At 61.5% G+C, this 23,598-nt stretch carries 19 protein-coding genes; 4 read left to right on the top strand and 15 right to left on the bottom strand.

Annotation, left to right across the window (positions count from 1 at the left end; genetic code table 11):
• Positions 1–158 precede the first annotated feature (158 nt).
• A complete protein-coding gene (locus ACYZUD_RS25910) occupies positions 159–2,039 on the top strand; it encodes a DEAD/DEAH box helicase (protein ID WP_462020756.1) in 1,881 nt (626 codons plus the stop codon).
• Positions 2,040–2,186: 147 nt separating this feature from the next.
• Here ACYZUD_RS25910 and ACYZUD_RS25905 read toward each other — a convergent pair whose 3' ends face one another.
• From ACYZUD_RS25905 to ACYZUD_RS25895, 3 genes are all read right to left on the bottom strand, one after another.
• Complete coding sequence (locus tag ACYZUD_RS25905) at positions 2,187–2,780, bottom strand: YceI family protein (protein ID WP_133835621.1); 594 nt, start codon at positions 2,778–2,780, stop codon at positions 2,187–2,189.
• A gap of 32 nt (positions 2,781–2,812) precedes the next feature.
• The gene (locus ACYZUD_RS25900) at positions 2,813–3,364 is read right to left on the bottom strand and encodes a cytochrome b (protein ID WP_462020755.1); all 552 of its coding nucleotides are present in this window, start codon (positions 3,362–3,364) and stop codon (positions 2,813–2,815) included.
• A gap of 349 nt (positions 3,365–3,713) precedes the next feature.
• Entirely contained in the window at positions 3,714–5,477 is a 1,764-nt protein-coding gene (locus ACYZUD_RS25895; RefSeq protein WP_462020754.1) for a flavin monoamine oxidase family protein, read from the bottom strand.
• 220 nt (positions 5,478–5,697) lie between these two features.
• On the opposite strand from ACYZUD_RS25895, the gene ACYZUD_RS25890 reads away from it, so the two are divergent.
• Positions 5,698–7,104, top strand: a complete 1,407-nt coding sequence (locus ACYZUD_RS25890; protein ID WP_462020753.1) for an adenosylmethionine--8-amino-7-oxononanoate transaminase — start codon at positions 5,698–5,700, stop codon at positions 7,102–7,104.
• Between the two features lie 83 nt (positions 7,105–7,187).
• The gene (locus tag ACYZUD_RS25885; RefSeq protein WP_462020752.1) at positions 7,188–7,907 is read left to right on the top strand and encodes a 16S rRNA (uracil(1498)-N(3))-methyltransferase; all 720 of its coding nucleotides are present in this window, start codon (positions 7,188–7,190) and stop codon (positions 7,905–7,907) included.
• 93 nt (positions 7,908–8,000) lie between these two features.
• On the opposite strand, the gene trhA is transcribed toward ACYZUD_RS25885, so the two are convergent.
• Complete coding sequence (trhA, locus tag ACYZUD_RS25880; RefSeq protein WP_462020751.1) at positions 8,001–8,618, bottom strand: PAQR family membrane homeostasis protein TrhA; 618 nt, start codon at positions 8,616–8,618, stop codon at positions 8,001–8,003.
• 131 nt (positions 8,619–8,749) lie between these two features.
• Here trhA and ACYZUD_RS25875 point away from each other — a divergent pair, with 131 nt between their 5' ends.
• The gene (locus tag ACYZUD_RS25875; RefSeq protein WP_462020750.1) at positions 8,750–9,664 is read left to right on the top strand and encodes a LysR family transcriptional regulator; all 915 of its coding nucleotides are present in this window, start codon (positions 8,750–8,752) and stop codon (positions 9,662–9,664) included.
• Between the two features lie 111 nt (positions 9,665–9,775).
• Here ACYZUD_RS25875 and madM read toward each other — a convergent pair whose 3' ends face one another.
• From madM to ACYZUD_RS25820, 11 genes are all read right to left on the bottom strand, one after another.
• Entirely contained in the window at positions 9,776–10,540 is a 765-nt protein-coding gene (madM, locus tag ACYZUD_RS25870; protein ID WP_462020749.1) for a malonate transporter subunit MadM, read from the bottom strand.
• 1 nt (position 10,541) lies between these two features.
• Entirely contained in the window at positions 10,542–10,958 is a 417-nt protein-coding gene (madL, locus tag ACYZUD_RS25865; RefSeq protein ID WP_462020748.1) for a malonate transporter subunit MadL, read from the bottom strand.
• Positions 10,959–11,022: 64 nt separating this feature from the next.
• On the bottom strand, positions 11,023–11,934 hold the full coding sequence (mdcH, locus tag ACYZUD_RS25860; protein WP_462020747.1) for a malonate decarboxylase subunit epsilon: 912 nt from the start codon (positions 11,932–11,934) through the stop codon (positions 11,023–11,025).
• Positions 11,931–12,542: a malonate decarboxylase holo-ACP synthase gene (locus ACYZUD_RS25855; RefSeq protein WP_462020746.1), complete on the bottom strand. Its 612-nt coding sequence runs from the start codon at positions 12,540–12,542 to the stop codon at positions 11,931–11,933. Before ACYZUD_RS25855 ends, mdcH begins: the two co-directional genes overlap by 4 nt.
• A complete protein-coding gene (gene mdcE, locus ACYZUD_RS25850) occupies positions 12,536–13,339 on the bottom strand; it encodes a biotin-independent malonate decarboxylase subunit gamma (protein WP_462020745.1) in 804 nt (267 codons plus the stop codon). Before mdcE ends, ACYZUD_RS25855 begins: the two co-directional genes overlap by 7 nt.
• Positions 13,336–14,187, bottom strand: a complete 852-nt coding sequence (locus ACYZUD_RS25845; RefSeq protein ID WP_462020744.1) for a biotin-independent malonate decarboxylase subunit beta — start codon at positions 14,185–14,187, stop codon at positions 13,336–13,338. The genes mdcE and ACYZUD_RS25845 overlap by 4 nt, the downstream gene beginning before the upstream one ends.
• On the bottom strand, positions 14,180–14,479 hold the full coding sequence (locus ACYZUD_RS25840; RefSeq protein ID WP_392892224.1) for a malonate decarboxylase subunit delta: 300 nt from the start codon (positions 14,477–14,479) through the stop codon (positions 14,180–14,182). The genes ACYZUD_RS25845 and ACYZUD_RS25840 overlap by 8 nt, the downstream gene beginning before the upstream one ends.
• Positions 14,479–15,354: a triphosphoribosyl-dephospho-CoA synthase gene (locus ACYZUD_RS25835; RefSeq protein WP_462020743.1), complete on the bottom strand. Its 876-nt coding sequence runs from the start codon at positions 15,352–15,354 to the stop codon at positions 14,479–14,481. The genes ACYZUD_RS25840 and ACYZUD_RS25835 overlap by 1 nt, the downstream gene beginning before the upstream one ends.
• A complete protein-coding gene (mdcA, locus tag ACYZUD_RS25830; protein WP_462020742.1) occupies positions 15,354–17,024 on the bottom strand; it encodes a malonate decarboxylase subunit alpha in 1,671 nt (556 codons plus the stop codon). Before mdcA ends, ACYZUD_RS25835 begins: the two co-directional genes overlap by 1 nt.
• A 198-nt stretch (positions 17,025–17,222) precedes the next feature.
• On the bottom strand, positions 17,223–17,678 hold the full coding sequence (locus ACYZUD_RS25825; protein WP_462020741.1) for a chemotaxis protein CheW: 456 nt from the start codon (positions 17,676–17,678) through the stop codon (positions 17,223–17,225).
• Positions 17,671–23,571 carry an Hpt domain-containing protein gene (locus ACYZUD_RS25820; RefSeq protein ID WP_462020740.1) on the bottom strand — a complete coding sequence of 1,967 codons (5,901 nt, stop codon included), beginning with the start codon at positions 23,569–23,571 and terminating at the stop codon, positions 17,671–17,673. The genes ACYZUD_RS25825 and ACYZUD_RS25820 overlap by 8 nt, the downstream gene beginning before the upstream one ends.
• Positions 23,572–23,598: the final 27 nt, after the last annotated feature.

Below are 23,598 nucleotides of genomic sequence, written 5' to 3'. Positions count from 1 at the left end.
TCTCGATACCGCTACAGCGCAGCTTTTCAGCCCGCGCGAGCGCTCCAGACGAGCCTTCGAGGCCCAGCAGGACCGGACGGGATTGCGTTCTTCTTAAACGCCATTCGCGCCAGGCAAGACTCCCATTGGGCCAAGCCCTAACTAAAACAGGATTACTCATGTCCTTTGCTTCCCTCGGTCTCTCCGAGGCTTTAGTCCGCGCCATCGAGGCAGCGGGCTATACCGAGCCTACTCCGGTGCAACAGCGGGCTATTCCCGCCGTGTTGCAAGGTCGCGACCTGATGGTCGCGGCACAGACAGGTACAGGTAAAACCGGCGGCTTCGCCCTTCCGATCCTGGAGCGGTTGTTCCCTGGCGGTCACCCGGACAAATCCCAGCGTCACGGCCCGCGCCAACCGCGCGTACTGGTCCTGACCCCTACCCGCGAACTCGCGGCTCAAGTACACGAGAGCTTCAAGGTCTATGCCCGTGACCTGAAGTTCGTCAGCGCCTGCATCTTCGGCGGCGTCGGCATGAACCCACAGGTTCAGGCCATGTCCCGCGGTGTTGACGTGCTGGTGGCCTGCCCTGGCCGCTTGCTCGACCTCGCCGGTCAAGGCAGCGTCGACTTGTCACACGTGGAAATCCTCGTGCTGGACGAAGCCGACCGCATGCTCGACATGGGCTTTGTCCATGACGTGAAAAAGGTCCTGGCTCGTCTGCCGAGCAAACGTCAGAACCTGCTGTTCTCGGCGACCTTCTCCAAAGACATCACCGACCTCGCCGGCAAGCTGCTGCACAACCCGGAACGCATCGAAGTCACGCCACCGAACACCACGGTCGAGCGTATCGAGCAACGCGTGTTCCGCCTGGCCGCCAGCCACAAGCGCTCGCTGCTGGCACACCTGATCACCGCCGGCGCCTGGGAACAGGTTCTGGTGTTCACCCGCACCAAGCACGGCGCCAACCGCCTGGCCGAGTACCTGGACAAACACGGCCTGAGCGCCGTCGCGATCCACGGTAACAAGAGCCAGAACGCCCGCACCAAAGCCCTGGCCGATTTCAAGGCCGGAGAAGTGCGCATCCTGGTTGCCACCGACATCGCCGCTCGCGGCCTCGACATCGACCAGTTGCCACACGTGGTCAACTTCGAACTGCCGAACGTCGACGAAGATTACGTGCACCGTATCGGTCGTACCGGCCGTGCCGGTCGTTCAGGCGAGGCGATCTCGCTGGTGGCCCCGGACGAAGAAAAACTGCTGAAAAGCATCGAACGCATGACCAAGCAGAAAATCGCCGACGGCGACCTGATGGGCTTCGATTCCAGCGCCGTTGAAGCCGAGAAGCCTGAAGTCCGCGAGCGTCCGGATGTGCGTAACCCGCGCAACCCACGTGGCCCGCGCGGCGATGGTCCGAACGGCACCGGCGGTGGCGGCGGTCGTAAAGACAAAGGCAAGGACAAGGGCGGCAAGGAAAAACCTGCAGCCACTGGCCGTGGTGATCGCCCGGCGCGTGAACACAAACCACGCGAAGGCACTCCAGCTCGCGAACAGCAGCGCCCGGCACCTCGCGCCGCCGCTGATCGTGCTCCGGACGAGTTTCTGGACGACGACATCGATAACTTCGGTAACCGCGTCGACTACGTTCCTCAAGCCAAACCTGCTCAAGGCCGTGGCCGCCGTCCGGGTGCTCCGGCACAAGGCACAGCAGCCGGTGCTGGTGCTGGTGCTCCGCGCGGCGGCAAGCCGCAAGGTCGCCAGAGCGGTCCGCGCAGCAGCGATGGCGCCACCACCGGCACTCCACCGGCCAAGCGCAGCGGTCCACGTAACGGCGCTCCACGTGACGGCCAGGCCCGTCGCGAAGAGTCCCGCAACCGTCGTCCAGCCCGCAGCGACGATCAGCCGCGTTCGGAACCGGCCGTGCAGAACCCGCGCGGCCCGGCTCCGAAGATCATTCACAAGGAGTCGAAAACCGATCGTTTCCCGACACCTGAACAACTTGATCAACTGCCAGGCCGTCCGCGTGGTGAGAAACCTGCGTTGCTGACCCGCAATCGCTGATTTATCGCTGCAATAAAAAATGCCCCGGATCGCGAGATCCGGGGCATTTTTTTGTGTATCACAAGCTGCTTTTTGTAGGAGCTGGCGAAGCCTGCGATCTTTTGATCTTAAAAGATCGCAGCCTGCGGCAGCTCCTACGACTCAGCATTACTTCGCTTTCACACCTTCAAACGAAACGTACAGCTCGACCGCATCGGACTGTGGGCCCAGGTCTTTCTGCTTGCCGAAGTCGGAACGCTTGATGCTGGTGGTGCCTTCGAAGCCGGCACGGTAGCCGCCCCATGGGTCCTTGCCTTCACCCAGGAAAGTGGCCTTGACCACGACTGGCTTGGTCACGCCCAGCAGAGTCAGGTCGCCAGTCACGTCAGCAGTGTCTTTGCCCGCGGCATTTTTGCCGGTGGATTTGACGCTGGTGGACACAAACGTCGCTTTGGCGAATTTGCTCGCATTCAGGAAGTCACCGCTGGCGATGTGCTTGTCGCGCTCGGCATGGTTGGTGAACACGCTGGCGGTATTCACGTTGAACTCGATCTTGCTGGCTTCAGGCTTGGCAGCGTCGAAGCTGAACTTGCCGTCGATATCCTTGAAGGTACCGGTGATGAAGCTGTAGCCCAGGTGGCTGATCTTGAAGTCAACGAAGGCGTGCTGGCCTTCCTTGTCGACAACATAGTCAGCGGCCATCACATTAGCGGACAGCAGTGCAGAACCGATTGCCAGAGCGGCGAGCGTCTTTTTCAACATGCTTTCTATTCCTTTGGAGTCGAGGTTGAACATCAGGCTTTGCGTCCCAGCATTCGAGTCAGGGTCGCATCACGATCGATAAAGTGGTGCTTCAGTGCTGCCAACGCATGGAGACCGGAAAAAATTACCAGCGCCCACGCCAGGTACAGATGAATCACACCCGCGGTGTCTGCCTGATCCGGTAGTCCGGAGATCAGTGCAGGAATTTCAAACAGGCCAAACACCGGAATCCCGACACCGTCTGCGGTGGAAATCAGGTAACCGGCAATCATCACAGCGAACAGACTGAGATACAGGAACGAATGGCCGAACTTGGCGCCAATGCGCGTCATGCGGCTATAGCTTTCCAGTACTGGCGGCGGTGGGCTGATAAAGCGCCACAGAACCCGTAGAACCATGATGGCCAGCAGGACCAGACCAATGCTCTTGTGCAGGTCCGGCGCGTCTTTGCGCCAGCTGCTGTAGTAGTCGAGACCGACCATCCACAAGCCCAACGCAAACAAACCGAAGACTGCCAGTGCCACACCCCAGTGCATAAAGATGCTGACCCAACCGTAGCGGGAAGAAGAGTTACGTAGCTGCATTGCCCAAATCCTGTGAGAACTGCGACCAAGACTATCGAGTTATCTATCGATTTAAAGCGGAAAATTTCGCTTTGAACTATCGAGAAATACGATCAAGAGTCTGAAATGGATGAGTTAAGGAAAGATTAAAGGAGAAAGTGTGGCGCAATGTTAGTGGCTGGCGGGAGTTTAAGCGGACGCCTGTGCGGGCCCTATCGCGAGCAGGCTCGCTCCCACCGTGGAGCGGTGTTGAACACAATACATGGGGCCAACCTTAAAACCCTGTGGGAGCGAGCCTACTCGCGATTGCGTTCGATCAGGCAAAAAAAAAGCGCGGCCCTTGAGCCGCGCTTCAGTTCACGCCAAAGGCTTACTGCGCCTTGGTCACCGTCACTGCCGGCGGCGTCGCAGCAGGCTTGGTGGCTGGCTTCTTCGCCGGGGCTTTTGCCGGAGCTTTTTTAGCCTCGGTTTTCGCCGCAGGCTTTTTCACCGGTGCCTTGGCCGGAGCTTTTTTGGCCGGCTCGGCTTTCACCGGTGCAGCAGGTTTCGGTGCTTCAACTGCCGCGGGCGCAGGGGCCGGTGCTAGCGCTGGCGCTGGAGCCGGTGTCGGGGCCACCGGTGCCACTGGCTCTGGCGCCTTGGCCGGTTCCGGCTTGTCGTCAGAACCACCGAACAGGTTGCTGAAGAAGTTACCTTTCTTCGCCGCCACCGCGCCGGCTGCTACAGCGGTCGCTGCCGGAACTACCTTCGCCGGTTCAAACGACTTGCCCGCTGCCAGATCTTCCACCTGGCTGGCCGCCCGCTGACCGGTGCGCAGTGCGCCTTCCAGCGTGCCCGGGTACAAGGTGTCGGTGTGTTCGCCAGCAAAGGCTACACGCTGGATCGGACGTTCCCACAGGCGCCAGTACTTGCTGATCTGGCCCGGACCGAAGGCCAGGTAAGCGCCGCCCATGGACGGGTCGGTGCTGTAGCGGCGAATTTCATAACCGGTGAACGAACCGCGCGCCTGTGGATAAAACGCGTGCAGACGAATCAGCACCTGATCGACCATCTGCTTGTCGCCGAAGGCCTGCATCACCCGCGCATTATCGCCGGACAGGTTGATCACCACATTGGCGCCCCCCTTCAGCGCCGGCTCAACCCACAACATGCCAAGACCGGTGTTGCTGTAGATCTCGCCAGACATGCGCGCCTTGCTTTCCCACACGGGTGTCTTGAACTTCAGCATGATCTGGTCGCGCCAACCGTAGTTGGTGCCTTTGATGGCGCCCAGGTGCTGGGCATCCAGCGCCGGGATCATCTGGATCTTGTTCAGTGCGCGCAACGGCACAGCCACGACGACGTAATCAGCCTGATAACCGACGCTGCCGACTTTGACGGTCACGCCGTCCTTTTCCTGTGTGATGGACGAGACCGGTGAGCTGGTCTTGATGGTTTTCAGTTGCTTGACGAAGGCCTGGGCCAGTACCGGACTGCCGCCGAGCAGACGTGAAGCGCGCAGGTCACGGTCGGAAACCCCAAGGTAAACCCGGCTCTGTTGTGCGAAGTACAGCAGCGACAGGCGCGAAGGTTCGTCATAACGGGTACGAATCTGCTGATTCACCAACTGACGGGCCGTGGCTGGCAGCGTCAAACGGTCGAGCCAGTTGGATACGTTGATCTGGTCCAGGGCATGCAGCGTGCTGTTCGCTGCCGGGTTCTGCGGATCTTCGATGGAGCGCGCCAAGTCGTCCAGAGTCTTTTCGAAGCGCTTGAGCGCTTCAGCCGTGGCCGGGTCCTTGGTGACCAGATCGGCAGCGGTGTAATACACGCCGTCGATCAGATAGCTCGGGGTACGAACGAATTCAGGGGCCGGTGTGGTGCTCAGCTTGAAGGTCGAGACGTACTTGTTCAAAACCGGTTGGGTCTTGTCGTTGCCGATCCACTCGCTGGTGGCCATCCCGGAACGGCCGCCCAGGCTCGGCTTGGCTTCCAGCAGGGTGACCTGCCAGCCTTTGTTCTGCAGTTCATAAGCAGCGGTGAGGCCCGACAGCCCGCCGCCGATCACGATCGCGGTTTTATCCTTGGCCAGCGTAGACACGCTGAACAGCCCCAACATCACCAGCGCACAGGCGCGCAGCCAACCAGCAGACATTCAGCGAACTCCGGAAATACACGAGAAATAGCGGTTTTACGGGTCAGGCGACCCAAAGAACCGCGAAGAATACGTCAGCCATCAAATGGCCGCCAGCGACGTCTATCGCCCTATACAAAGTAGCTCATTCGACACAATGGGTTGTCCCGATGCCACGCATTGCATAGGCTTGCGGATTGTATGTCCGTGCCTGTCACGGACCGCCTCGAGGAGACTGAACATGGGCCTGAATAATCAGTGGATGCAACGCGATCTCGCGGTGCTGTGGCATCCCTGCACCCAGATGAAAGACCACGAACAGCTGCCGCTGATCCCGATCAAACGCGGCGAAGGCGTGTGGCTTGAAGACTTCGAAGGCAAACGCTACCTCGACGCTGTCAGCTCCTGGTGGGTCAACGTGTTTGGCCACGCCAACCCGCGCATCAACCAGCGCATCAAGGATCAGGTCGATCAGCTGGAACACGTGATCCTCGCCGGCTTCAGCCATCAACCCGTGATCGAGTTGTCCGAGCGCCTGGTGAAGATGACGCCGGAAGGCCTGACCCGGTGTTTCTACGCCGATAACGGGTCGTCCTGCATCGAAGTCGCGCTGAAAATGAGCTTTCACTACTGGCTCAACCGCGGCGCGCCTGCCAAGAAGCGCTTCGTCACCCTGACCAACAGCTACCACGGCGAAACCATGGCGGCGATGTCGGTGGGCGACGTGCCGCTGTTCACCGAAACCTACAAGGCGCTGCTGCTGGACACCATCAAGGTGCCGAGCCCCGATTGCTATCTGCGCCCCGAGGGCATGAGCTGGGAAGAACACTCGCGCAACCTGTTTGCCGCCATGGAACAGACCCTGGCCGAGAACCATGACACCGTCGCCGCCGTGATTGTCGAACCGCTGATCCAGGGCGCCGGCGGCATGCGCATGTACCACCCGGTGTACCTGAAACTGCTGCGTGAAGCCTGCGACCGCTACGGCGTGCACCTGATCCACGACGAAATCGCCGTCGGCTTCGGCCGCACCGGGACGATGTTCGCCTGCGAACAGGCCGGCATCCGCCCGGACTTTCTCTGTTTGTCCAAGGCCCTGACCGGCGGTTATCTGCCGCTGGCGGCCTGCGTCACCACCGAAGACGTCTACAGCGCCTTCTACGACGACTACCCGACCCTGCGCGCCTTCCTGCACTCCCACAGCTACACGGGCAATCCCCTGGCCTGCGCGGCGGCATTGGCGACGCTGGATATCTTCGAAGAAGACAACGTCATCGAGAATAACAAGGCGCTCGCCCGGCGCATGGCCTCCGCCACCGCGCACCTGGCCGATCACCCGAACGTTTCCGAAGTACGTCAGACCGGCATGGTGCTGGCCATCGAGATGGTCAAGGACAAGGCCACCAAGGAAGCCTACCCGTGGCAGGAACGTCGAGGTTTAAAGGTGTTCCAGCATGCGTTGGAGCGTGGTGCTTTACTTCGTCCGTTGGGCAGCGTGGTGTATTTCCTGCCGCCTTACGTGATCACCCCGGAGCAGATCGACTTTCTGGCCGAAGTGGCCAGCGAAGGGATCGACATCGCGACACGTGATGGTGTCAGCGTGTCGGTGCCGAAAGACTTCCATCCCGGCTTCCGCGATCCGGGCTAAAAGTCACTGGGAAACCCTGTGGCGAGGGAGCTTGCTCCCTCGCCACATAAAGCGACTCCGATCCAATTTTTTAGAGACCCAGCATGAGACTGTCCCGCTTCTTTATCGACGCCCCCTTGAGCACTGGCGAACACGAGTTGCCCGAAGCCCAGGCCCATTACATCAGCCGCGTGCTGCGCATGGCCGAGGGCGATGCGTTGCAACTGTTCGACGGCTCGGGCCATGAGTTTCGCGCCACGCTAGTGGAGGTCGGCAAGAAACGCGTCGTGGTGCAGATCGATGAAAGCTTCGCCGGGCAGGTCGAGTCGCCGCTGCAGATCCATCTCGGCCAGGGCCTGTCCCGTGGCGAGCGGATGGACTGGGCGATTCAGAAAGCCACCGAATTGGGCGTCACGCAAATCACCCCGATTTTCAGCGACCGCTGCGAAGTCCGCCTCAAGGACGAACGCGCCGACAAACGCCTGATGCACTGGCGTCAGGTGGCGATCAGCGCGTGCGAGCAATGCGGGCGTTCGCGAGTGCCGGTGATTCATCCGCCGCTGCTGTTGACGGACTGGCTGAAGCAGACCGAGGCGGAGTTGAAGCTGGTGCTGCATCCGGTGGCCGAGCCGTTGGTGAGTCATGCGAAACCGGCGACATTGGCGTTCTTGATCGGGCCTGAGGGTGGGTTGTCGGATGCTGAGGTTGATCAGGCTCAGTCTGCTGGTTATCACGCCGCGAGACTTGGACCGCGGGTGTTGCGGACCGAGACCGCACCGGTGGTGGCATTGGCGGTGGCCCAACAGCTTTGGGGTGACTTCTAAATCTTGAAAGATCGCAGCCTGCGGCAGCTCCTACAGGGGATCGCATTTCATCTGTAGGAGCTGCCGCAGGCTGCAATCTTTTGATCTTCTGCTTCACAAGACATAAAACATAATCGCCACAAAATGCAGCAGACTCCCGGCAATCACGAACAGATGCCAGATCCCATGCGCATGGCGCAGGCGATGATCAAGGGCAAAAAAGACAATCCCCACGGTGTACAACACCCCGCCCGACGCCAGCCAGGCAAACCCGGTACTGCCCAGCGCCGCGAGTAACGGTTTGACCGCCACCAGCACAATCCAGCCCATCACCGCATAGATCACAATCGACAGAATCCGCGCTTCCGAACGCGGCTTGATCTCTTGCAGGATCCCGATCAGCGCCAGCCCCCAGACAATCCCGAACAACGCCCAGCCCCACGGCCCGCGCAGGGTCACCAGGCAAAACGGCGTGTAACTGCCGGCAATCAGCAGGTAGATCGAAAAGTGATCGACCTTCTGCATGATCGCTTTCTTGCGCCCGCGCACGCTGTGGTAAACGGTCGATGCGCAGTAAAGCACCAGCAAGGTGAACCCGTAGATCGCGACGCTGACGATTTTCCACGGGCTGCCGTCCATGCCGGCGATCACCAGCATCCACACCACCCCGACACACGCCGCCACCGCCCCGACCAGATGCGTCCAGGCGTTCAGTCTTTCCCCGTGATACATGTGTTGCTCACCTCAAAATTCGTTGCAACATCGCGTAAGGCTCAGGCCTCAAGCGTAAAAGCGCAATGTTTCAGAACACAATCGCCCCCGCATGCGTGCACAATCAGGTCATTCCAAAAAGAGTCCGGCCCATGCTGATCGATGAAGAGTTGACCCTGAAAAAACTCGAGGTGTTCCTGGCCTTCATGCGCACCGGCAATCTGGCACGGGCCGCCGCCGAACTGCAGACCAGCAACGTCAGCGTGCACCGGGCGATCCACTCCCTGGAAAGCGCCCTGCGCTGCCCGCTGTTCAAGCATGAAGGCCGTAACCTGACGCCGCTGGAGAGCGCTTTTGTGCTGGAAGAACGGGCGCAGAAGCTGATTCAGGACGTGCTCGAAACCGTGCGCCTGACCCGCGAGGCCGCCGGGTTTTCCGCTGAACGCTTCAAACTGGGCTCGCTGTATTCGCTGACGGTGAAGACCGTGCCGCAACTGATCATGGGCCTGAAAATTCGCCGCAGCGAGCTCAACATCGACCTGATCCTCGGCTCGAACTTCGACCTGTTGTACAAGCTCAAGAACATGGAAGTCGATGCGATCCTGGTGTCCCTGGACGACAGTGTCAACGACCCGGACTGCGAACAGATTCCGCTGTTTTCCGATGACATCTTTCTGGCTACCCCGGCGGATTCGAAATTTGCCCTGCGTACCGAAGTTGATCTCGCAGAGGTCCGCGATGAAACCTTCATTACCCTGACCCAAGGCTTCGCCACGCATCAGGACGGGAAACGGGTATTCCAGCAGGCGGGGTTTGAGCCGAAGGTGGCGATGCAGGTCAACGACATCTTCACCCTGCTGAGCATGGTCAGTTCCGGGGTGGGTTATGCGTTGCTGCCGGGGCGGATTGCGGCGGTGTATGAAAACCGGGTGAAGCTGATTCCGTTGCAGGAAAAGTATCGACTGCAGCAGCACATCGGGGTGGTGTTTTTGAAGGCCAAGGAGCGCGATCCGAATCTGCTGGCGTTGCTGGCCGAGTGTCGGATGTATGCCAATCGGCAGGCTTGAGACCGCGTCGCGCCCATCGCGAGCAGGCTCGCTCCCACATTGGAATGCATTCCAATGTGGGAGCGAGCCTGCTCGCGATGACGTCGATACAGTCAAAGACGATCTGAAGGCTTAGCCGACAATCCCGCGAACAATGAAGTACAGCAACGAAGGCCCAAGCAAGCACCCCAGCCCGGTGTGGAACGTCGCCGTCAGCGCGCCATAAGGCACCAACCGCCGATCCGTCGCCGCCAGCCCGGCCGTCACTCCGCTCACGGTGCCCGCCAACCCGCCAAACACCATGGCCGAGCGCGGGTTATCCAGCCCCATCCAGCGCGCCGCCATCGGCGTGCCGACCATCACCAGAATCGCCTTGATCAACCCGGTGGCAATCGACAGCGCCACCACATCCGAACTCGCGCCAATCGCTGCGCCAGTCACCGGCCCGACGATGTACGTCACCGCGCCCGCGCCGATGGTGGTCATGCTCACCGCATCGCGATAGCCGAACGCCCAGGCGATGCTGGCGCCGACAATGAACGGCAGGATCGTGCCCAGCAGCAGCGCGATGACGCCGATCAGCCCGGCCTTTTTCGCTTCGGTGGCCTGCACTTCGAACGCCGTGGCAACGATGGCGAAGTCCCGCAACATCGCACCGCCCATCAACCCGATGCCGGAAAACAGCGTCAGGTCCGCCAGGCCTTTTTGCCCGCCGGTCATGGTGCCGCCGACCCACGCCAACACCAGCCCGATGACAATGGCAATCGCCGAGCCGTGAATCCGCCCGAACGTCAGGCGCTTGGACAACACCACCGACACCCACATGATCACGCCAACGAACGCGAACGCCGTGACCAGACCGTTATGTTCCAGACCTTTCTCGATGAGATCCCACATATCAGCGACCTCCTGCCGGTGCGCCAACCGGCGTTATGTCTTCCGGTTCATCGGGCAACGGTTCGCCTTTGTGGGTCCGGCTGATCAGGGCAATGGTGCAGCCGCAAAGCACTACCGAACCGATCGCCGCGAGCACCGCCACCGGACCGCCGTGAAGGGCCGTCACGACGTTCTGTTGCGCGGCCATCGCGACCACCACCGGAATGTACATGGCGCCCCAGAAGCCGACGCCCATCTCGCAATCCTTGGTCATGCCGCCGCGTTTGTGCATCCACAACCGCGCGCAAATCAGCAGGATCATCGCGATCCCGACACCGCCAACATTTGATTTCACGCCCAGCAACACGCCAAGCATGTCACCCATGATCACCCCTGCCAGCGTACAGATCGCCAACAGCGCCACACCGTAAATAATCATTGTTGTAGTCCTCAAAGTGCATCGTCGAATGTTGTTTTTGTTGTTCGAAGCCTGAGTCGGTGATCTAGGGTTGGCGGCTTCCCTCCTCACGCAACAGCGCCTGCAAGGTATCGAGCCGTGCACCGTCGAAGGCAATCACGGTGCCCTGCTCGAACACCCGGCGCGCCAGCCCGGTCAGCACCGCACCGGGCGGCAGTTCGATCTGTAGACGGACGCCGCGCTCGTAGGCGCTTTGTACCGTGCCGCGCCAATCCACCACACGGCACATGTTGAAAGCCAGGTCGTCACGCAACGCCTCGATCCGGGTGACAGGGCGGGCACGACTGCCGCTCAGGTAGCCCAGGGTCGGCGCTTTCAGTTGCACCTTGGCGAACGCTTCGGCCAGGATTTTCGCCGGTGCCTCCAGCAGCGGGCAATGGGACGGGACGCTGACTGCAAGACGTTTGGCCAAACCGGCGCCACGATCTTTCGCCAGCCCGGCGACGGCTTTCATTGCAGCATCGCTACCGGCGATGACCACTTGGTTATCGGCGTTGATGTTGGTCAGGTACACCGGCATATCGACGCCGTGGACCTGCGCCAGCACGTTTTCCACTGTGGATAAATCAAGACCGATGATCGCGGTCATGCCATAGCCCTGTGGATAAGCCTGTTGCATCAGCTCACCGCGCAGGCTGACCAGATGCAGCGCATCGTCGAAGCTCAAAGCACCTGCCACCACTGCCGCTGGATAGGCACCGATGGACAACCCCGCGACATAATCCGGTGTCATTGATAATTGGCGTGCAGCCGCAACACCGGCAATCAACAGGCAAAGCTGAACAGCTCTCGTCGACTTGAGCGCTTCGGCAGAATCGAGCAGCAACGCGTCTTCGCCGAGCACCTCACTGGCCTCGATCAGCGTCTCGCGGGGCAAACGCTGGAGCATGCCCGGCTGTTGCGCGCCTTGCCCCGGGAATACCAGCAAACTGCTCACGCTGCTTGCTCCCATGGGTCAATGACCAGACAAGCTTCGCTGGCGTTTTTCAGCAATACCCGGCGGGCAGGACCCGCCCATTCCCGCAGTGCAACGGCGCCGAAAGGCGTTTGCAACTGCATGTCCACCAGGCATGCAGCGGCATCCAGAATTCTCACCAGTTCCTGCGCCTTCAAACAATCCAGCGGTTGTGGTGCGCGCAGAATCAGATCGAGATCACTGCCTTCGTGCAATGCCTGAAAACCGCTGGCCAATTCAAACCCGGCGCTACCGCTGACACCCCACACAAAACCGCAGCCATCGAGCATCGGCCGCAGTTGATTGAGGGCGTGCACTGCCGGCAAATCCCGGTCAATCGAGACATGACACAGGTCTTCCGGCCTTACGCAACGCTGAATCGCATCAACCGACATCACCGTCGCATAACGCTGCTCACGCAAACGCCCACGCACCCCGACCGCGATGTGATCCGGCGCACTCAACGCACGCCGAACCACCACCGGCTGACCCGCACTGATCGACTCGATGACCCACGAAGGTGCGTCCGCAGGCAACTGCGCCGGGGTCATCCCCCAAAGCAGATCGTGGGCCAGAAACGTCTTCACCACTGCGCTCTCAGCAGTTGGCGAACCTGGCTCGATGCCGCACGGTTGCTCGCGCCCAGGCGGCTGCTCAGATCACGACCTTTGGCGGCGACATCGCCCATTGCCAGACTCAGGCATTCAGTCACCCGTGTCAGATCCGTCGCCGTCGGCTGCTCGATCTGTTCCACCGACAAGGTTTCCCAGAGCAGCCCGAGGCTGGCATAGCTGTCGATGTCATAGGCCATTGGCGGCACGCTGGCGGCCAGGGCTTCGAGTTCCTCGACGCTGCGCAAGGTCACCCGCGCCGCCGAAGCCTTGCCCATCGCATGAACCATCACACCCGGATCGCGCAGGGCGATCAGTCGATTGGCCTGATACCCATGGGCCAGAAACGCCCCGGACATGGCCTTGCCCACCAGCAAACCGATCACTGCATGGCCGGCCAGGCGAGCGCGGGCATAACTGTCCGCCGCACCGGCCAATGCCTGATGAATACCGAGCGCCTCTTCGCGCCGACCATAAGCCTGGCTGGGCACATCGACGATGGCGATCAAGGCGCGCTTCCGCGGTTTATCGATGTCCGCCGTAATGACTTCATCCACAGCCTTGGCCAGCCCCCAACCTTCCAGCAGACCGACCTCGCCATTGCGGGCGCGGACGAAGCGGTTGTCGGGATCGGCCACCACAGCGATAAACCGAACCGGTTGGTCGCCCAGCACACCATCGGCAACCTTCAACGATGCAGGCAAACCCTCAACCGCTTTCGCGCCAGCACTCAAGGCGTTGAACCAGTTCAAGCCTCTCAGGGAATACGAACTCATGAGCGCTCTCCTTGATACAGATCGCGAACCGTCGCCGGCTCGATTTGCGGTTCGGCGTCCAGGCGGGCCAGCCGCTGCAGGAACAGCTCGGCCTGACGGCTGCGTTGTTTCGCTGGCAAACCCTGTTGCAGCAATTCGCTGACCTGCTGCTGAATCTGCGCCACATCATCGGCGACATAACGGTCCACCAAACCACTGGCGAAACGTTGCTCACCACCGGTCAGGCTCCAGATGAAAGGACGGTCGCGAGAGTCGTATTCCTCAAGTCCGGCTTCCTGCTCGATCACTTGCGGACCGTTCAGACCGAGCCGTGCTTCCTGGGTCACCAGCAAATAACTGCACAACCCCGCAGCAATCGACATCCCGCCAAAGCAGCCAACGCTGCCGGCCACCACGCCGACCACGGGTTGGTACTGGCGCAGGTCGACAATGGCCGCATGGATATCGGCAATCGCTGCCAGGCCAAGGTTGGCTTCCTGTAAACGCACGCCACCGGTTTCCAGCAGCAACACGGCACGGGTCGCAATGCCGTTGCGGTTGTCTTCGGCGGCCAGTTCCAGCGCGCCGGCAATCTTCGCCCCGCCGACTTCACCGAGGCTGCCACCCTGGAATGCACCTTCGATGGCGGCGATCACCACCGGCAATCCGCCGATGCTGCCCTTGGCGATCACCACGCCGTCATCGGCTTGCGGCACCACGCCCTGGCGCGACAGCCATGGCGACATGACGCGTTGGAACGGGTCGAGCAATTCGCGGAAGGTGCCGGCGTCGAGCAAGGCTTTCGCCCGTTGCCGGGCACCGAGTTCGACGAAGCTGTGTTTGTGGAGCAACGCTGCGCTGTCAGTCATGGCCGATCTCCTCAAAGCCCTGTTCCAGACGCAAGCGCACCACACCGGGCGTGGCGCCGAAATCGTGGATATCGATGGCCATCGCGGGCGGTGTCTGGCCGTCGAACATCCGCGCAAACAGATGCTGCCAGCGTTGTTCGCTGCCGTTGACCGAGGTCTGCACCTTGATCGTCAACGTGCCGGCCTGACCCGGTTCGATCAGCACTTCCAGATCGCCCGAACCGACGCAGCCCACCAGGGTGCGACCGCGTGGCGGCTGCCCGGCGGGAAATTCAAAAGATAAGGTTTCCATCAGAAAGCTCCCTGGATAACGGCGTCGCCCGAGTCGATGCGGTCGATGAACAGGCTGGCGGCGAGCAAGTCCGCAGCGCCGCCGGGCGAGGCATTCAATGCGATTAATTGCTCATCCAACTCATGCAACCGACGGCGACCGGCGAGGCTGGCGCTACCGCCGGCGTCGAGTACCGCTTGGGCGCCGAGTTGCATGGTTTGCAGGCCTTGTTCGCCGGCGCGGTAGAGCACACAGGTGTCGGCAAGCGCCGTCATGATCGCCAGCAAGGCATCGAGCCGGGCGTTCTGCTCACCATGGCCCAAGGCGCGGCTGCGCTTGAGTTGCGGTAACGCGCGTTGAATGACGGCAGGGAAACCGAGTTGCGCTTCTTCACGGGCACCGCGTGCGCCGTAACGCTGGGCGACTTGGGCGCCGTGGCTCAAAGGACGTGGCGCGTAGCGGTCATCGAGCAAAGCCAGGCGTGCAGCACGCAAAGTGACCGAGCTTGCGGCACTGGATTTAGGTTCCAGCGCGGCAGCAGTAACCAACAGTCCCAAAGCCCAGATCGCCCCACGATGGGTGTTCACGCCATGGGTGGTGGCGAGCATCGCTTGCTCGCCTTCACGACCGATCAGGCCAATGGCTTCTCGCAGCGGTAAACCGATTTCACCAATCGCGATGGCCGCTTCCGCCATTTCCTTGAACGCCGGCCACAGGGACAGCGCCGAGGCGTGCATCAATCCGAGGTGCAAATCGGTGTGAGCGCCATTGCCGCGACGGTCCACCAGCGCCGGTTTCGGCGACAGATCCGCTTCATCGATCAGCGCGTCCACGGCCATATCCGCCAGCCGCTCGGCCAGCGATAAAGGTTTGAGTTGCAGGTTGAATGCGTGCATTACCAGCTCCTGAACTTGGCGGGCGGGTTATAGAGGCCACCGGACCACTCCACCAGATCGGCCACGCTTTTGGCCGCGAGCAATTCGCGGGTGGCGTCGGTGCGGCGAATGCCGAGGTCTTCGGGCAAGGCAATCAACCCTTCGCGGCGCATGCGCGCGGTGTCTTTCGGGTTGTGGCGCAGGCCGATGGCGGTCACCCCGGCTACGGCGGCGATCATTGCCTGGCGTTCTTCGAGGGAACGGGCCTTGTACAGATAGGCGATGCCTTCTTCAGTCAGCAGGTGGGTGACGTCGTCGCCGTAGATCATGATCGGCGCCAGCGGCATGCCGCTTTTCTTCGCCACGTCCACCGCGTCGAGGGTTTCGACGAAGGTCGGTTTGCCGCCCTCCTGGAAGGTCTCGACCATTTGCACCACGAGTTTTTTGCCGCGTTCGAGCAAGGCTTCCGGCGCATCGTCGTGGCGCATATCGAGCCAGGCTGGCGTGCCGTGGCGACGACCGCGAGGGTCATGGCCCATGTTCGGCGCACCACCGAAACCGGCCAGGCGGCCGCGAGTCACGGTGGAGGAATGACCGTCACCATCGACTTGCAGAGTCGCGCCGATGAACAAGTCCACCGCGTATTGCCCGGCGAGTTGGCAGAACATCCGGTTGGAGCGCAGGGAGCCGTCACGGCCGGTGAAGAACACGTCCGGCCGCGCCGCGATGTAGTTTTCCATCCCCAGTTCAGTGCCGAAGCAATGCACGCTTTCGACCCAACCGCTTTCGATGGCCGGGATCAGGGTGGGGTGAGGATTGAGGGTCCAGTTGCGGCAGATCTTGCCCTTCAGGCCGAGGGATTCGCCGTAGGTCGGCAGGATCAGTTCGATGGCGGCGGTGTTGAAGCCGATGCCGTGGTTCAGGGACTGGACGTTGTGTTTTTCGTAGATCCCACGGATCGCCATCATCGCCATCAACACGTGCACAGGCTTGATGTGCCGTGGGTCGCGAGTGAACAGCGGTTCGATGTAGAACGGTTTGTCGGCCACCACCACGAAATCGACCCAGGACGCGGGGATATCGACGCGAGGCAGTTCGCTGACATCGTCCACCAACTGATTGACCTGGACGATGACGATGCCGTCGCTGAAGGCAGCCGGTTCGATCAATGCGGGTGTGTCTTCGGTGCTCGGACCGGTGTAGATATTGCCGGCGCGGTCGGCCATGAAACCGGCCGAGAGCACGACGTTGGGGATCAGGTCGACCACCAGTCGCGCATAGAGCTCGATGTAGGTGTGGATCGCGCCGATTTCCAGCAGGCCGTCTTCCAGCAACTGGCTGATGCGCAGGCTCTGGGTGCCTGCGAAGGAGAAGTCGAGCTTGCGGGCAATACCGCGTTCGAACAGGTCCAGGTGCTCGGAGCGACCGACGCTGGGCATGATCATGTGCAGGTCGTGGAGCTTGCCAGGGTCGGCCTTGGCCAGGGAGCGAGAGAGGAAATCCGCCTGCTTCTGGTTGTTGCCCTCCAGCACCACACGATCGCCCGGCAGGATCAAAGCCTCCAGCGCCGCAACGATTTTATCGGTGGGCAGCACCACACCGTCGGCGAGACCTCGCACAAGCTCGAGACGCCGCTGCTTTTCGCTGCGCCGCCGCGTCCATCGCGAGTCGGGGGATATTGTTGTTGTCATGACCACTCCACGGGTTCGCTGTCGTGGGAGTCACCTTAGGAGTGTTGGGTGGGGGCATCAATCAAGCAGAGAGACGGATCGTTACGGTCAGGGTAATGGTTGACTAGCGGACGGCCATCGCGAGCAGGCTCGCTCCCACAATGGATTTGCGGCGTATACAAAACCCTGTGGGAGCGAGTCTGCTCGCGATGGGGCCTGTCAAATCAACCCGGTATTCACAAGCAACGCCTCCAACGCCAACAAATCCGGCACCTTGGCCACCTGATCACCCACCTGCACCGCCGCCTGCTCCAGCGGACACAACGGCACATCCACATAGCTCAACTGACTGTCGAGCTTGTAAGACCGCGGAATCCCCTGCACCAGCAACGCGATGAATTTCAGTTCAGGCCGCCCGCCAAGGGCATTGAGGATGACGATCCGTGCCCGCTCACCGATGACAATTTTGTTGCCACACGCCGACTCGAAACTCAGCAACGGAATCTGCCGGTTGCGCCACGTCACCCGCCCCAGGTACCACGGCGGCGTATCGAGGTCGAAGGCGCCTGGCTGATAGTCGATCAGCTCCGCGACAGCGACGTTGGGCAGGATCAGGTTGCGGTCCGCCAGAGGCAGCAACAGGCCGGTGAGGTTGCTGGTGCGGTGCTCAAGCATGGGGTTTGCTCCACAGGGCGATGCTTTCGAGCAGCACCGATTCCTGGTACGGCTTGCCGAGGTAATCGTTGACGCCGATGGCCATGGCGCGGTCGCGGTGTTTCTGGCCGGTGCGCGAGGTGATCATGATGATCGGCAGGTGCTGCAAGCGCTCGTCGGCACGCACCTGAGTCGCCACTTCGAAGCCGTCCATGCGCGGCATTTCGATGTCCAGCAGCATCAGGTCCGGCCTGTGTTCTTCGAGCAGCAGCATGGCGTCGACACCGTCCTTGGCGGTCAGCACGTTCATGCCGTGACGTTCGAGCAACCGGCTGGTGACCTTACGCACGGTGACCGAATCGTCGACCACCATCACCAACAGCGGTTTGTGCGGTTCGGGCTCTGCATCGTGAGCCTGTGTTCGTTGCGGCATTTTCGCCTGCATGGCGCGGATCGGTGCCAGCAAATCGAGAATCAGCACCACCCGGCCATCGCCGAGAATCGTCGCCCCGGACAAACCCTGCACCGCCGCAAACTGCGGGCCGAGGCTTTTCACCACGATCTCCCGGGTGCCAGCCATGGCGTCAACCTGCACGGCGATGTGCCGCTCGTTGCATTGCACCAGCAATACCGGCAGCGGCAGGCTCTGGCCCAGCAGTTTCGGACGAGTGCTGGTTTTCAGCAGCTCGCCGAGGTAGCACAGCTCATAGTGTTGCCCGGCGTATTTGTAGGTGGGCGGATCGAGTCGGTAATGCCCTTCGAGCTCGTTGGGCAACACGCGAACGATACCGTCGATGGTGTTCAGCGGGATCGCGTATTGGTCCTCCCCACACTGCACCATCAGCGCCCGATTCACCGACACGGTGAATGGCAGGCGAATCCGGAAATGCACACCCTGCCCTGGCACAGAGTCGATGCTCATGGTGCCGCCCAACTGCCGGACTTCTTCATGAACCACGTCCATGCCGACGCCGCGCCCGGAGATCTGGGTGATTTTCTCGGCGGTGGAGAACCCCGGTTGCAGGATGAATTGCTGCACGTCGCGATCGCTGATGTCGCTGTCCGGGGCCAGCAATCCGCGCTTGATTGCCTTGCTCCGCACCGCATCCAGCGGCACGCCGGCACCGTCGTCGCGGATGTCGAAAATGATGTCGCCGCCCTCGCGGGACAGGTCGAGGGTAATCCGCCCCTGAGCCGGTTTACCCGCCGCAATGCGCACCTCTGCGGATTCCAGACCATGGTCGACGGCGTTGCGCAGCATGTGCTCCAACGGTGCGGCCATACGCTCGAGAACGTTGCGGTCCATCTCGCCTTCGGCGTTGCCGACGATGAATTCCACGTCCTTGCCCAGCTCGCTGGAGACCTGACGGACAATCCGCTTCAAGCGCGGCAACATCCGCTCGAACGGCACCATGCGCGTGCGCATCAGGCCTTCCTGCAATTCGGTATTGATGCGACCTTGCTGTTGCAGCAGGTTTTCCGCGTCCTGATTGCGCCGGTCGAGGGTTTCCTTGAGGTCGAGCAAGTCGGAGGCGGATTCGAACAACGCCCGCGACAACTGCTGCAACTGCGAGTGACGGTCCATCTCCAGCGGATCGAATTCTTCGTAGCCCAGGCGTTCGGCTTCGACCTGCTGACGACTGAGAATCCGCCCCTGGGTTTCGGTATCGAGGCGGCGCAACTGGTCGCGCATGCGCTCGATGGTGGTTTCCATTTCGCTCAGGGCCACGCGTGCATCGTTGACCTGTTGTTCGATCCGGCCACGGAAGATCGACGTTTCGCCGGCCAGATTGACCAGGTCATCGAGCAGTTCTGCCGAGACCTTGACCATGTCGGCGCCGGCATCGGGTTGCGGTGCAGGCGTCTCGACTTTGGGCGCGGCGGGCACCACGACCGGTGCTTCGGGCACTGCCGGATGGCTGAAATTCCTGATCGCGTCGATCAGTCGATCAGCCGGTGGCAAAGGTTGACCCGCGCGGGTCGCGTCCAGCATCTGCGCCAGTCGGTCATGGCTGCTCTGCAACAGCCCGAACAACGCGGCAGTCGGCTTCAACACGCCCGCGGACAAGCCTTCGTAGAGAAACTCCAGCTCATGGGCCAGGTCGCCGATCGGGGTGATTTCCACCATCCGCGCGCCCCCCTTGAGGGTGTGCAGGTCGCGCAGCAGGGTTTCCACTTCCTGACGACTCGACGGTTCGGCCTGCCAGCGCACCAGCGCCGCACCGGAGTTTTCGATGATGTCGAAACCTTCTTCGAGGAAGATGTCCAGCAACTCCGGATCATGGCCCGGCGAATCCTCGGCCCGTGGAGGCTCGACGGTTTCAGGCACATTGGCATTGCCCTGGCGGAATTCGCGGATGGCCTCGATCAGCTCGCCCGGATCACCCAGCGGCTTCTGGTTCTGCAACTGGTCAAGCAGCTGGGCCAGTCGGTCATGGCTCTGTTGCAGCAGTTGCGCCAACGATTCGCTGTGGCTGTACCGACGATCGACAAACCCTTCGTAAAGGCTTTCCAGCTCATGGGCCAAGTCACCGACCGGCTCGACTTCAGCCATCCGCGCGCCGCCCTTGAGGGTGTGCAAATCACGCTGCAACGACAACAGCGGCGCGGCGTTGTCCGGGTCGCTCAGCCAGCGCTGCAAAGCCTGGCCAGCGCTTTCGAGGATATCCACCGCTTCTTCGAGGAAGATCGAAACGATTTCATCGTCCAGTTCAACCTGGGTCGCGGTTTGTGCAAGCTCCGCAGTCGCACTGCCCAACTCCCGAATGCTCAGGGTGCGGCTGCCGTCACTGCGGATCAGGCCCATGGCCGTCGGGTCGAGACTCTCATCGAGCAAGCCGCGCAATGCCCGAATGCGGTCCGGTTGCGGGCTGACTTCCTGGCCCGCCGCCAGTTCGTCAAGCATGTTGATCAGTGCTTCGTGAGCACTTTGCGCCTCATGGAAAAACGCCTCGCTGACCGCCAGGCTGCTTTCTTCCACCGCGCCGTAGAGATCGAGCAAAGCTTCGCAGAGCTCATCCACCGGGTGCAGATCGGCCAGGTGCGCGCCCTCGCCGAGGGTGGTCAATTCGTCCAGCAGCGCACTGAGTTCCTGACGTTCGCCGGGGTGTTGCTGCCAACGCTGCAACAGACTTTCGGCGTCCAGCAGGATGTCCATGCCCTGGGCGAGGAAGTTGTTGATCAGCTGCGGATCGCGCTTGGTGCGAAGCCGGGTGTTCGGTGCGTTCAAGAGCGCTTCGAGACGCCCGGACAACAACGCCTGGGTTCGTTCGATCAACGAGCGAGCCCCGGGAATGTCGGCCAACGGGTCGGTCTTGAGCTGCCGCAACCCGAGGCGGAACAACCCTTCGGCCTCCAGCAACAGTTCGACTTCGTCCAGGTCCAGGGCGATCAGGTGCGCCTTGTACTCCCGCGCCAGTTGATCCAGCGGCATCGCCAGCTCGGCAATCGGCAAAACGCCGGCCATCGAGGCGCTGCCCTTGAGGGTGTGCAAGGCGCGCTGCAACTCGTCGCTGGCCTGCAAGGGCACATGCTCGGCGGCCTGGTCGAGGAAACGGTTGAGACTGCCCAGATGGGTTTCGGCTTCGTTGCGAAAGATCTCCAGCAACAACGGGTCGAGGGCCGCAACATCTTGGGCATCCTCGTCCGACACCGGTTCATCGCCCTTGGCCAAGGCATGGGCACGGGCAGCCAATTGGTCGACATCGTTGCGCTGGCGCTGGGCATTGGCGGCGAATTCGGCCACCAGTTCCGGTAGCAGCTTCAACACGTCGCCCAACAGTTGCTGCACCAAGGGGCCCGGTGCAACGCTGTGTTCCAGCACGCGGTTGAGCAGGTTTTCCACCGCCCACGCCAACTCGCCCAACACCAGCGCACGCACCATCCGGCCACTGCCCTTGAGCGTGTGGAACGCCCGGCGCAGTTCGCTCAGGGTCGATTCGCTCTCGGGATTGGCCGACCAGCGCGGCAGGTATTCCCGGAGGATTTCCAGGACCTCGTCGGTTTCTTCGAGGAAGACTTCCCGCAGCTCATCGTCCACCGGTTCTTCACCCGCCGGCGGTGGCAACAGGCTGCCGGGGATGGTCAGGGCGGGCGGGTTCACGGCAGACACGGGACTGGCCAGCACATCGGCCAGGGTCTGGACGACTTCGGGATCGTCCAGTGCCTGAAGATCCTGCATGACCTGCGCCTCACTGGGGCTGAGCACATCCTCAAGCACCGGCACATTGTGTTCACTGGGGAAAAAGCCAAGTGAAGCCAGACTCTTTTCAGCCACGTCGAGCAATTGTTCGCCGGGGGCTTCGGGGTCGTCGCTGAGGCGCTCAAGGTAATATTCGATGCTCGTGACAACGTCAGCCAGGCTGTCGAGTTCCTGCCAGCCGGGTTGGCCCGGATCCAGCAGCAGATGTTCGCGGATGAAGTGGTTGCAGGCTTCGATCAGGCTCGCCGCGCGGCTCAACGGAATCATCGCCAGCGCACCACGGACCTGGGTCAGCAAGGCCGGCAATGCCTGCAAATGCTGGCGATCCCAATCGGCATCGATGTAATCGACGATCATGTCCTTGGCCTGTTGCAGACAGATGCGCGCTTCCTTGATGACAATCTGGTGGATCTGCGTCAGGTCGGTGGTCGGCAAGCGGCTTTCTTCCTGGCTTTCCGGCTCGACAGTGCCGACCATGCCGGCCAGCGTCGCTTCGACGTAGAGCAAGGCCCCGGCGACGTCCATCAGGATCGCATCGTTGGGTTCACGCTGGCCCTGGGCGAGGCTCAGCACCACCGCCAGTTGATCGATGATGACCTTGCGCGGCTGACCGAAACCGAGCACCGCCAGGGTATCGGCGATCTGCCGCAGGGGCGCCAACAGGCTTTCGAGGTCCGAGGTGTGCTGACGGTCGCTGCGCACGAACAGGTCCAGGCGTTCCTTGACCCGCACCAGTTCTTCGCACAGCGCCGCCAGCACCGAGCGCATGGCGTCGCGGTCGGGGCCGGCCAACCGTGCGCGTTCTTCATCAACCATTGCACTGTCGGGCAGCGCATCGTCCAGTCCGTAGCGATCTTTCATGGTCAGCATCTGCCCGGTGGGGTTTTCGGCCTTGGCAATGTAGAACAGCAAACTCTTGAGCAACTCCGGCGGCGCCGGCTGATTGATGGCGGGCATGCCCTGTTCGAGCAGGCGCTTGAGTTCTTTGTCAGCGTCCTTGAACAGGCTGCGCAAGGCCGGACTGTTGGCGATCGAACCGCCGCGCATGCCTTCGACCAGCGCCGAAGCGACTTGCCACAACGGGCTCAGGGGCGCGTTACCGCACAGCGCTTCGAGGCGTGAAAACACCTTGGTCAGGTAACCGAGGTTGGTGTCGCCATCCTGCTCACGCAGCAATCCGACCAGGGCCATCTGCAACATCTGCCGCAACTTGCGCAGCACGTTCGGTAAATCCGCCGGTTCCAGCAGCGCCAGCGACTCTTCATCCAACGGCTCAAGCTCCGGCAATTGCGGGCTGAACAGACTGGTTTCCGACAACAGGTTGTCGCCACGGGCGCTGCGCAGATCGTTGATCAGCGGCAACACCACCAGCGGCAAGTCACGACGGGCGCCTTGCACCCGGTCGAGGTAAATCGGCAGCTGCCCGAGGGCCTGCATCAACAGATGAATCGCCTCATCGCGATGGTTGACGCGGTTCTGCAGCAAGGCGCTGGCCAGCTGTTCCATCTCTTCGGCGAGCAGGGCCGCACCGTAGAATTCGACCATCTGCAAACTGCCGTGAACCTGATGGATGCACGCCAGGCATTCACTGAGGGCGTGCGTCGCCTGCGGATCATCAAGCAGGGTTTCTATCGCCTGATGAGCCACTTTCAGCGTTTCGGCAATCTCGCCTTTGACCCATTCGAGGGCCACATAGTCGTGCCGATCACCCATAACCACTCCGTTCACTGCTCCAGTCAA

The organism is Pseudomonas sp. XS1P51 (assembly GCF_054897845.1).
This window is presented reverse-complemented; position numbering and strand designations above follow the sequence as displayed.

What these genes read in the sequence shown, in the direction of transcription:
- madM (WP_462020749.1), bottom strand. Translation starts at nt 10,540, where the DNA reads ATGTGGGATCTCATCGAGAAAGGTCTGGAACATAACGGTCTGGTCACG.
- ACYZUD_RS25900 (WP_462020755.1), bottom strand. Translation starts at nt 3,364, where the DNA reads ATGCAGCTACGTAACTCTTCTTCCCGCTACGGTTGGGTCAGCATCTTT.
- ACYZUD_RS25840 (WP_392892224.1), bottom strand. Translation starts at nt 14,479, where the DNA reads ATGGAAACCTTATCTTTTGAATTTCCCGCCGGGCAGCCGCCACGCGGT.
- mdcE (WP_462020745.1), bottom strand. Translation starts at nt 13,339, where the DNA reads ATGAGTTCGTATTCCCTGAGAGGCTTGAACTGGTTCAACGCCTTGAGT.
- madL (WP_462020748.1), bottom strand. Translation starts at nt 10,958, where the DNA reads ATGATTATTTACGGTGTGGCGCTGTTGGCGATCTGTACGCTGGCAGGG.
- ACYZUD_RS25835 (WP_462020743.1), bottom strand. Translation starts at nt 15,354, where the DNA reads ATGCACGCATTCAACCTGCAACTCAAACCTTTATCGCTGGCCGAGCGG.
- ACYZUD_RS25885 (WP_462020752.1), top strand. Translation starts at nt 7,188, where the DNA reads ATGAGACTGTCCCGCTTCTTTATCGACGCCCCCTTGAGCACTGGCGAA.
- trhA (WP_462020751.1), bottom strand. Translation starts at nt 8,618, where the DNA reads ATGTATCACGGGGAAAGACTGAACGCCTGGACGCATCTGGTCGGGGCG.
- ACYZUD_RS25845 (WP_462020744.1), bottom strand. Translation starts at nt 14,187, where the DNA reads ATGACTGACAGCGCAGCGTTGCTCCACAAACACAGCTTCGTCGAACTC.
- ACYZUD_RS25890 (WP_462020753.1), top strand. Translation starts at nt 5,698, where the DNA reads ATGGGCCTGAATAATCAGTGGATGCAACGCGATCTCGCGGTGCTGTGG.
- ACYZUD_RS25825 (WP_462020741.1), bottom strand. Translation starts at nt 17,678, where the DNA reads ATGCTTGAGCACCGCACCAGCAACCTCACCGGCCTGTTGCTGCCTCTG.
- ACYZUD_RS25905 (WP_133835621.1), bottom strand. Translation starts at nt 2,780, where the DNA reads ATGTTGAAAAAGACGCTCGCCGCTCTGGCAATCGGTTCTGCACTGCTG.
- ACYZUD_RS25820 (WP_462020740.1), bottom strand. Translation starts at nt 23,571, where the DNA reads ATGGGTGATCGGCACGACTATGTGGCCCTCGAATGGGTCAAAGGCGAG.
- ACYZUD_RS25875 (WP_462020750.1), top strand. Translation starts at nt 8,750, where the DNA reads ATGCTGATCGATGAAGAGTTGACCCTGAAAAAACTCGAGGTGTTCCTG.
- ACYZUD_RS25895 (WP_462020754.1), bottom strand. Translation starts at nt 5,477, where the DNA reads ATGTCTGCTGGTTGGCTGCGCGCCTGTGCGCTGGTGATGTTGGGGCTG.
- ACYZUD_RS25910 (WP_462020756.1), top strand. Translation starts at nt 159, where the DNA reads ATGTCCTTTGCTTCCCTCGGTCTCTCCGAGGCTTTAGTCCGCGCCATC.
- mdcA (WP_462020742.1), bottom strand. Translation starts at nt 17,024, where the DNA reads ATGACAACAACAATATCCCCCGACTCGCGATGGACGCGGCGGCGCAGC.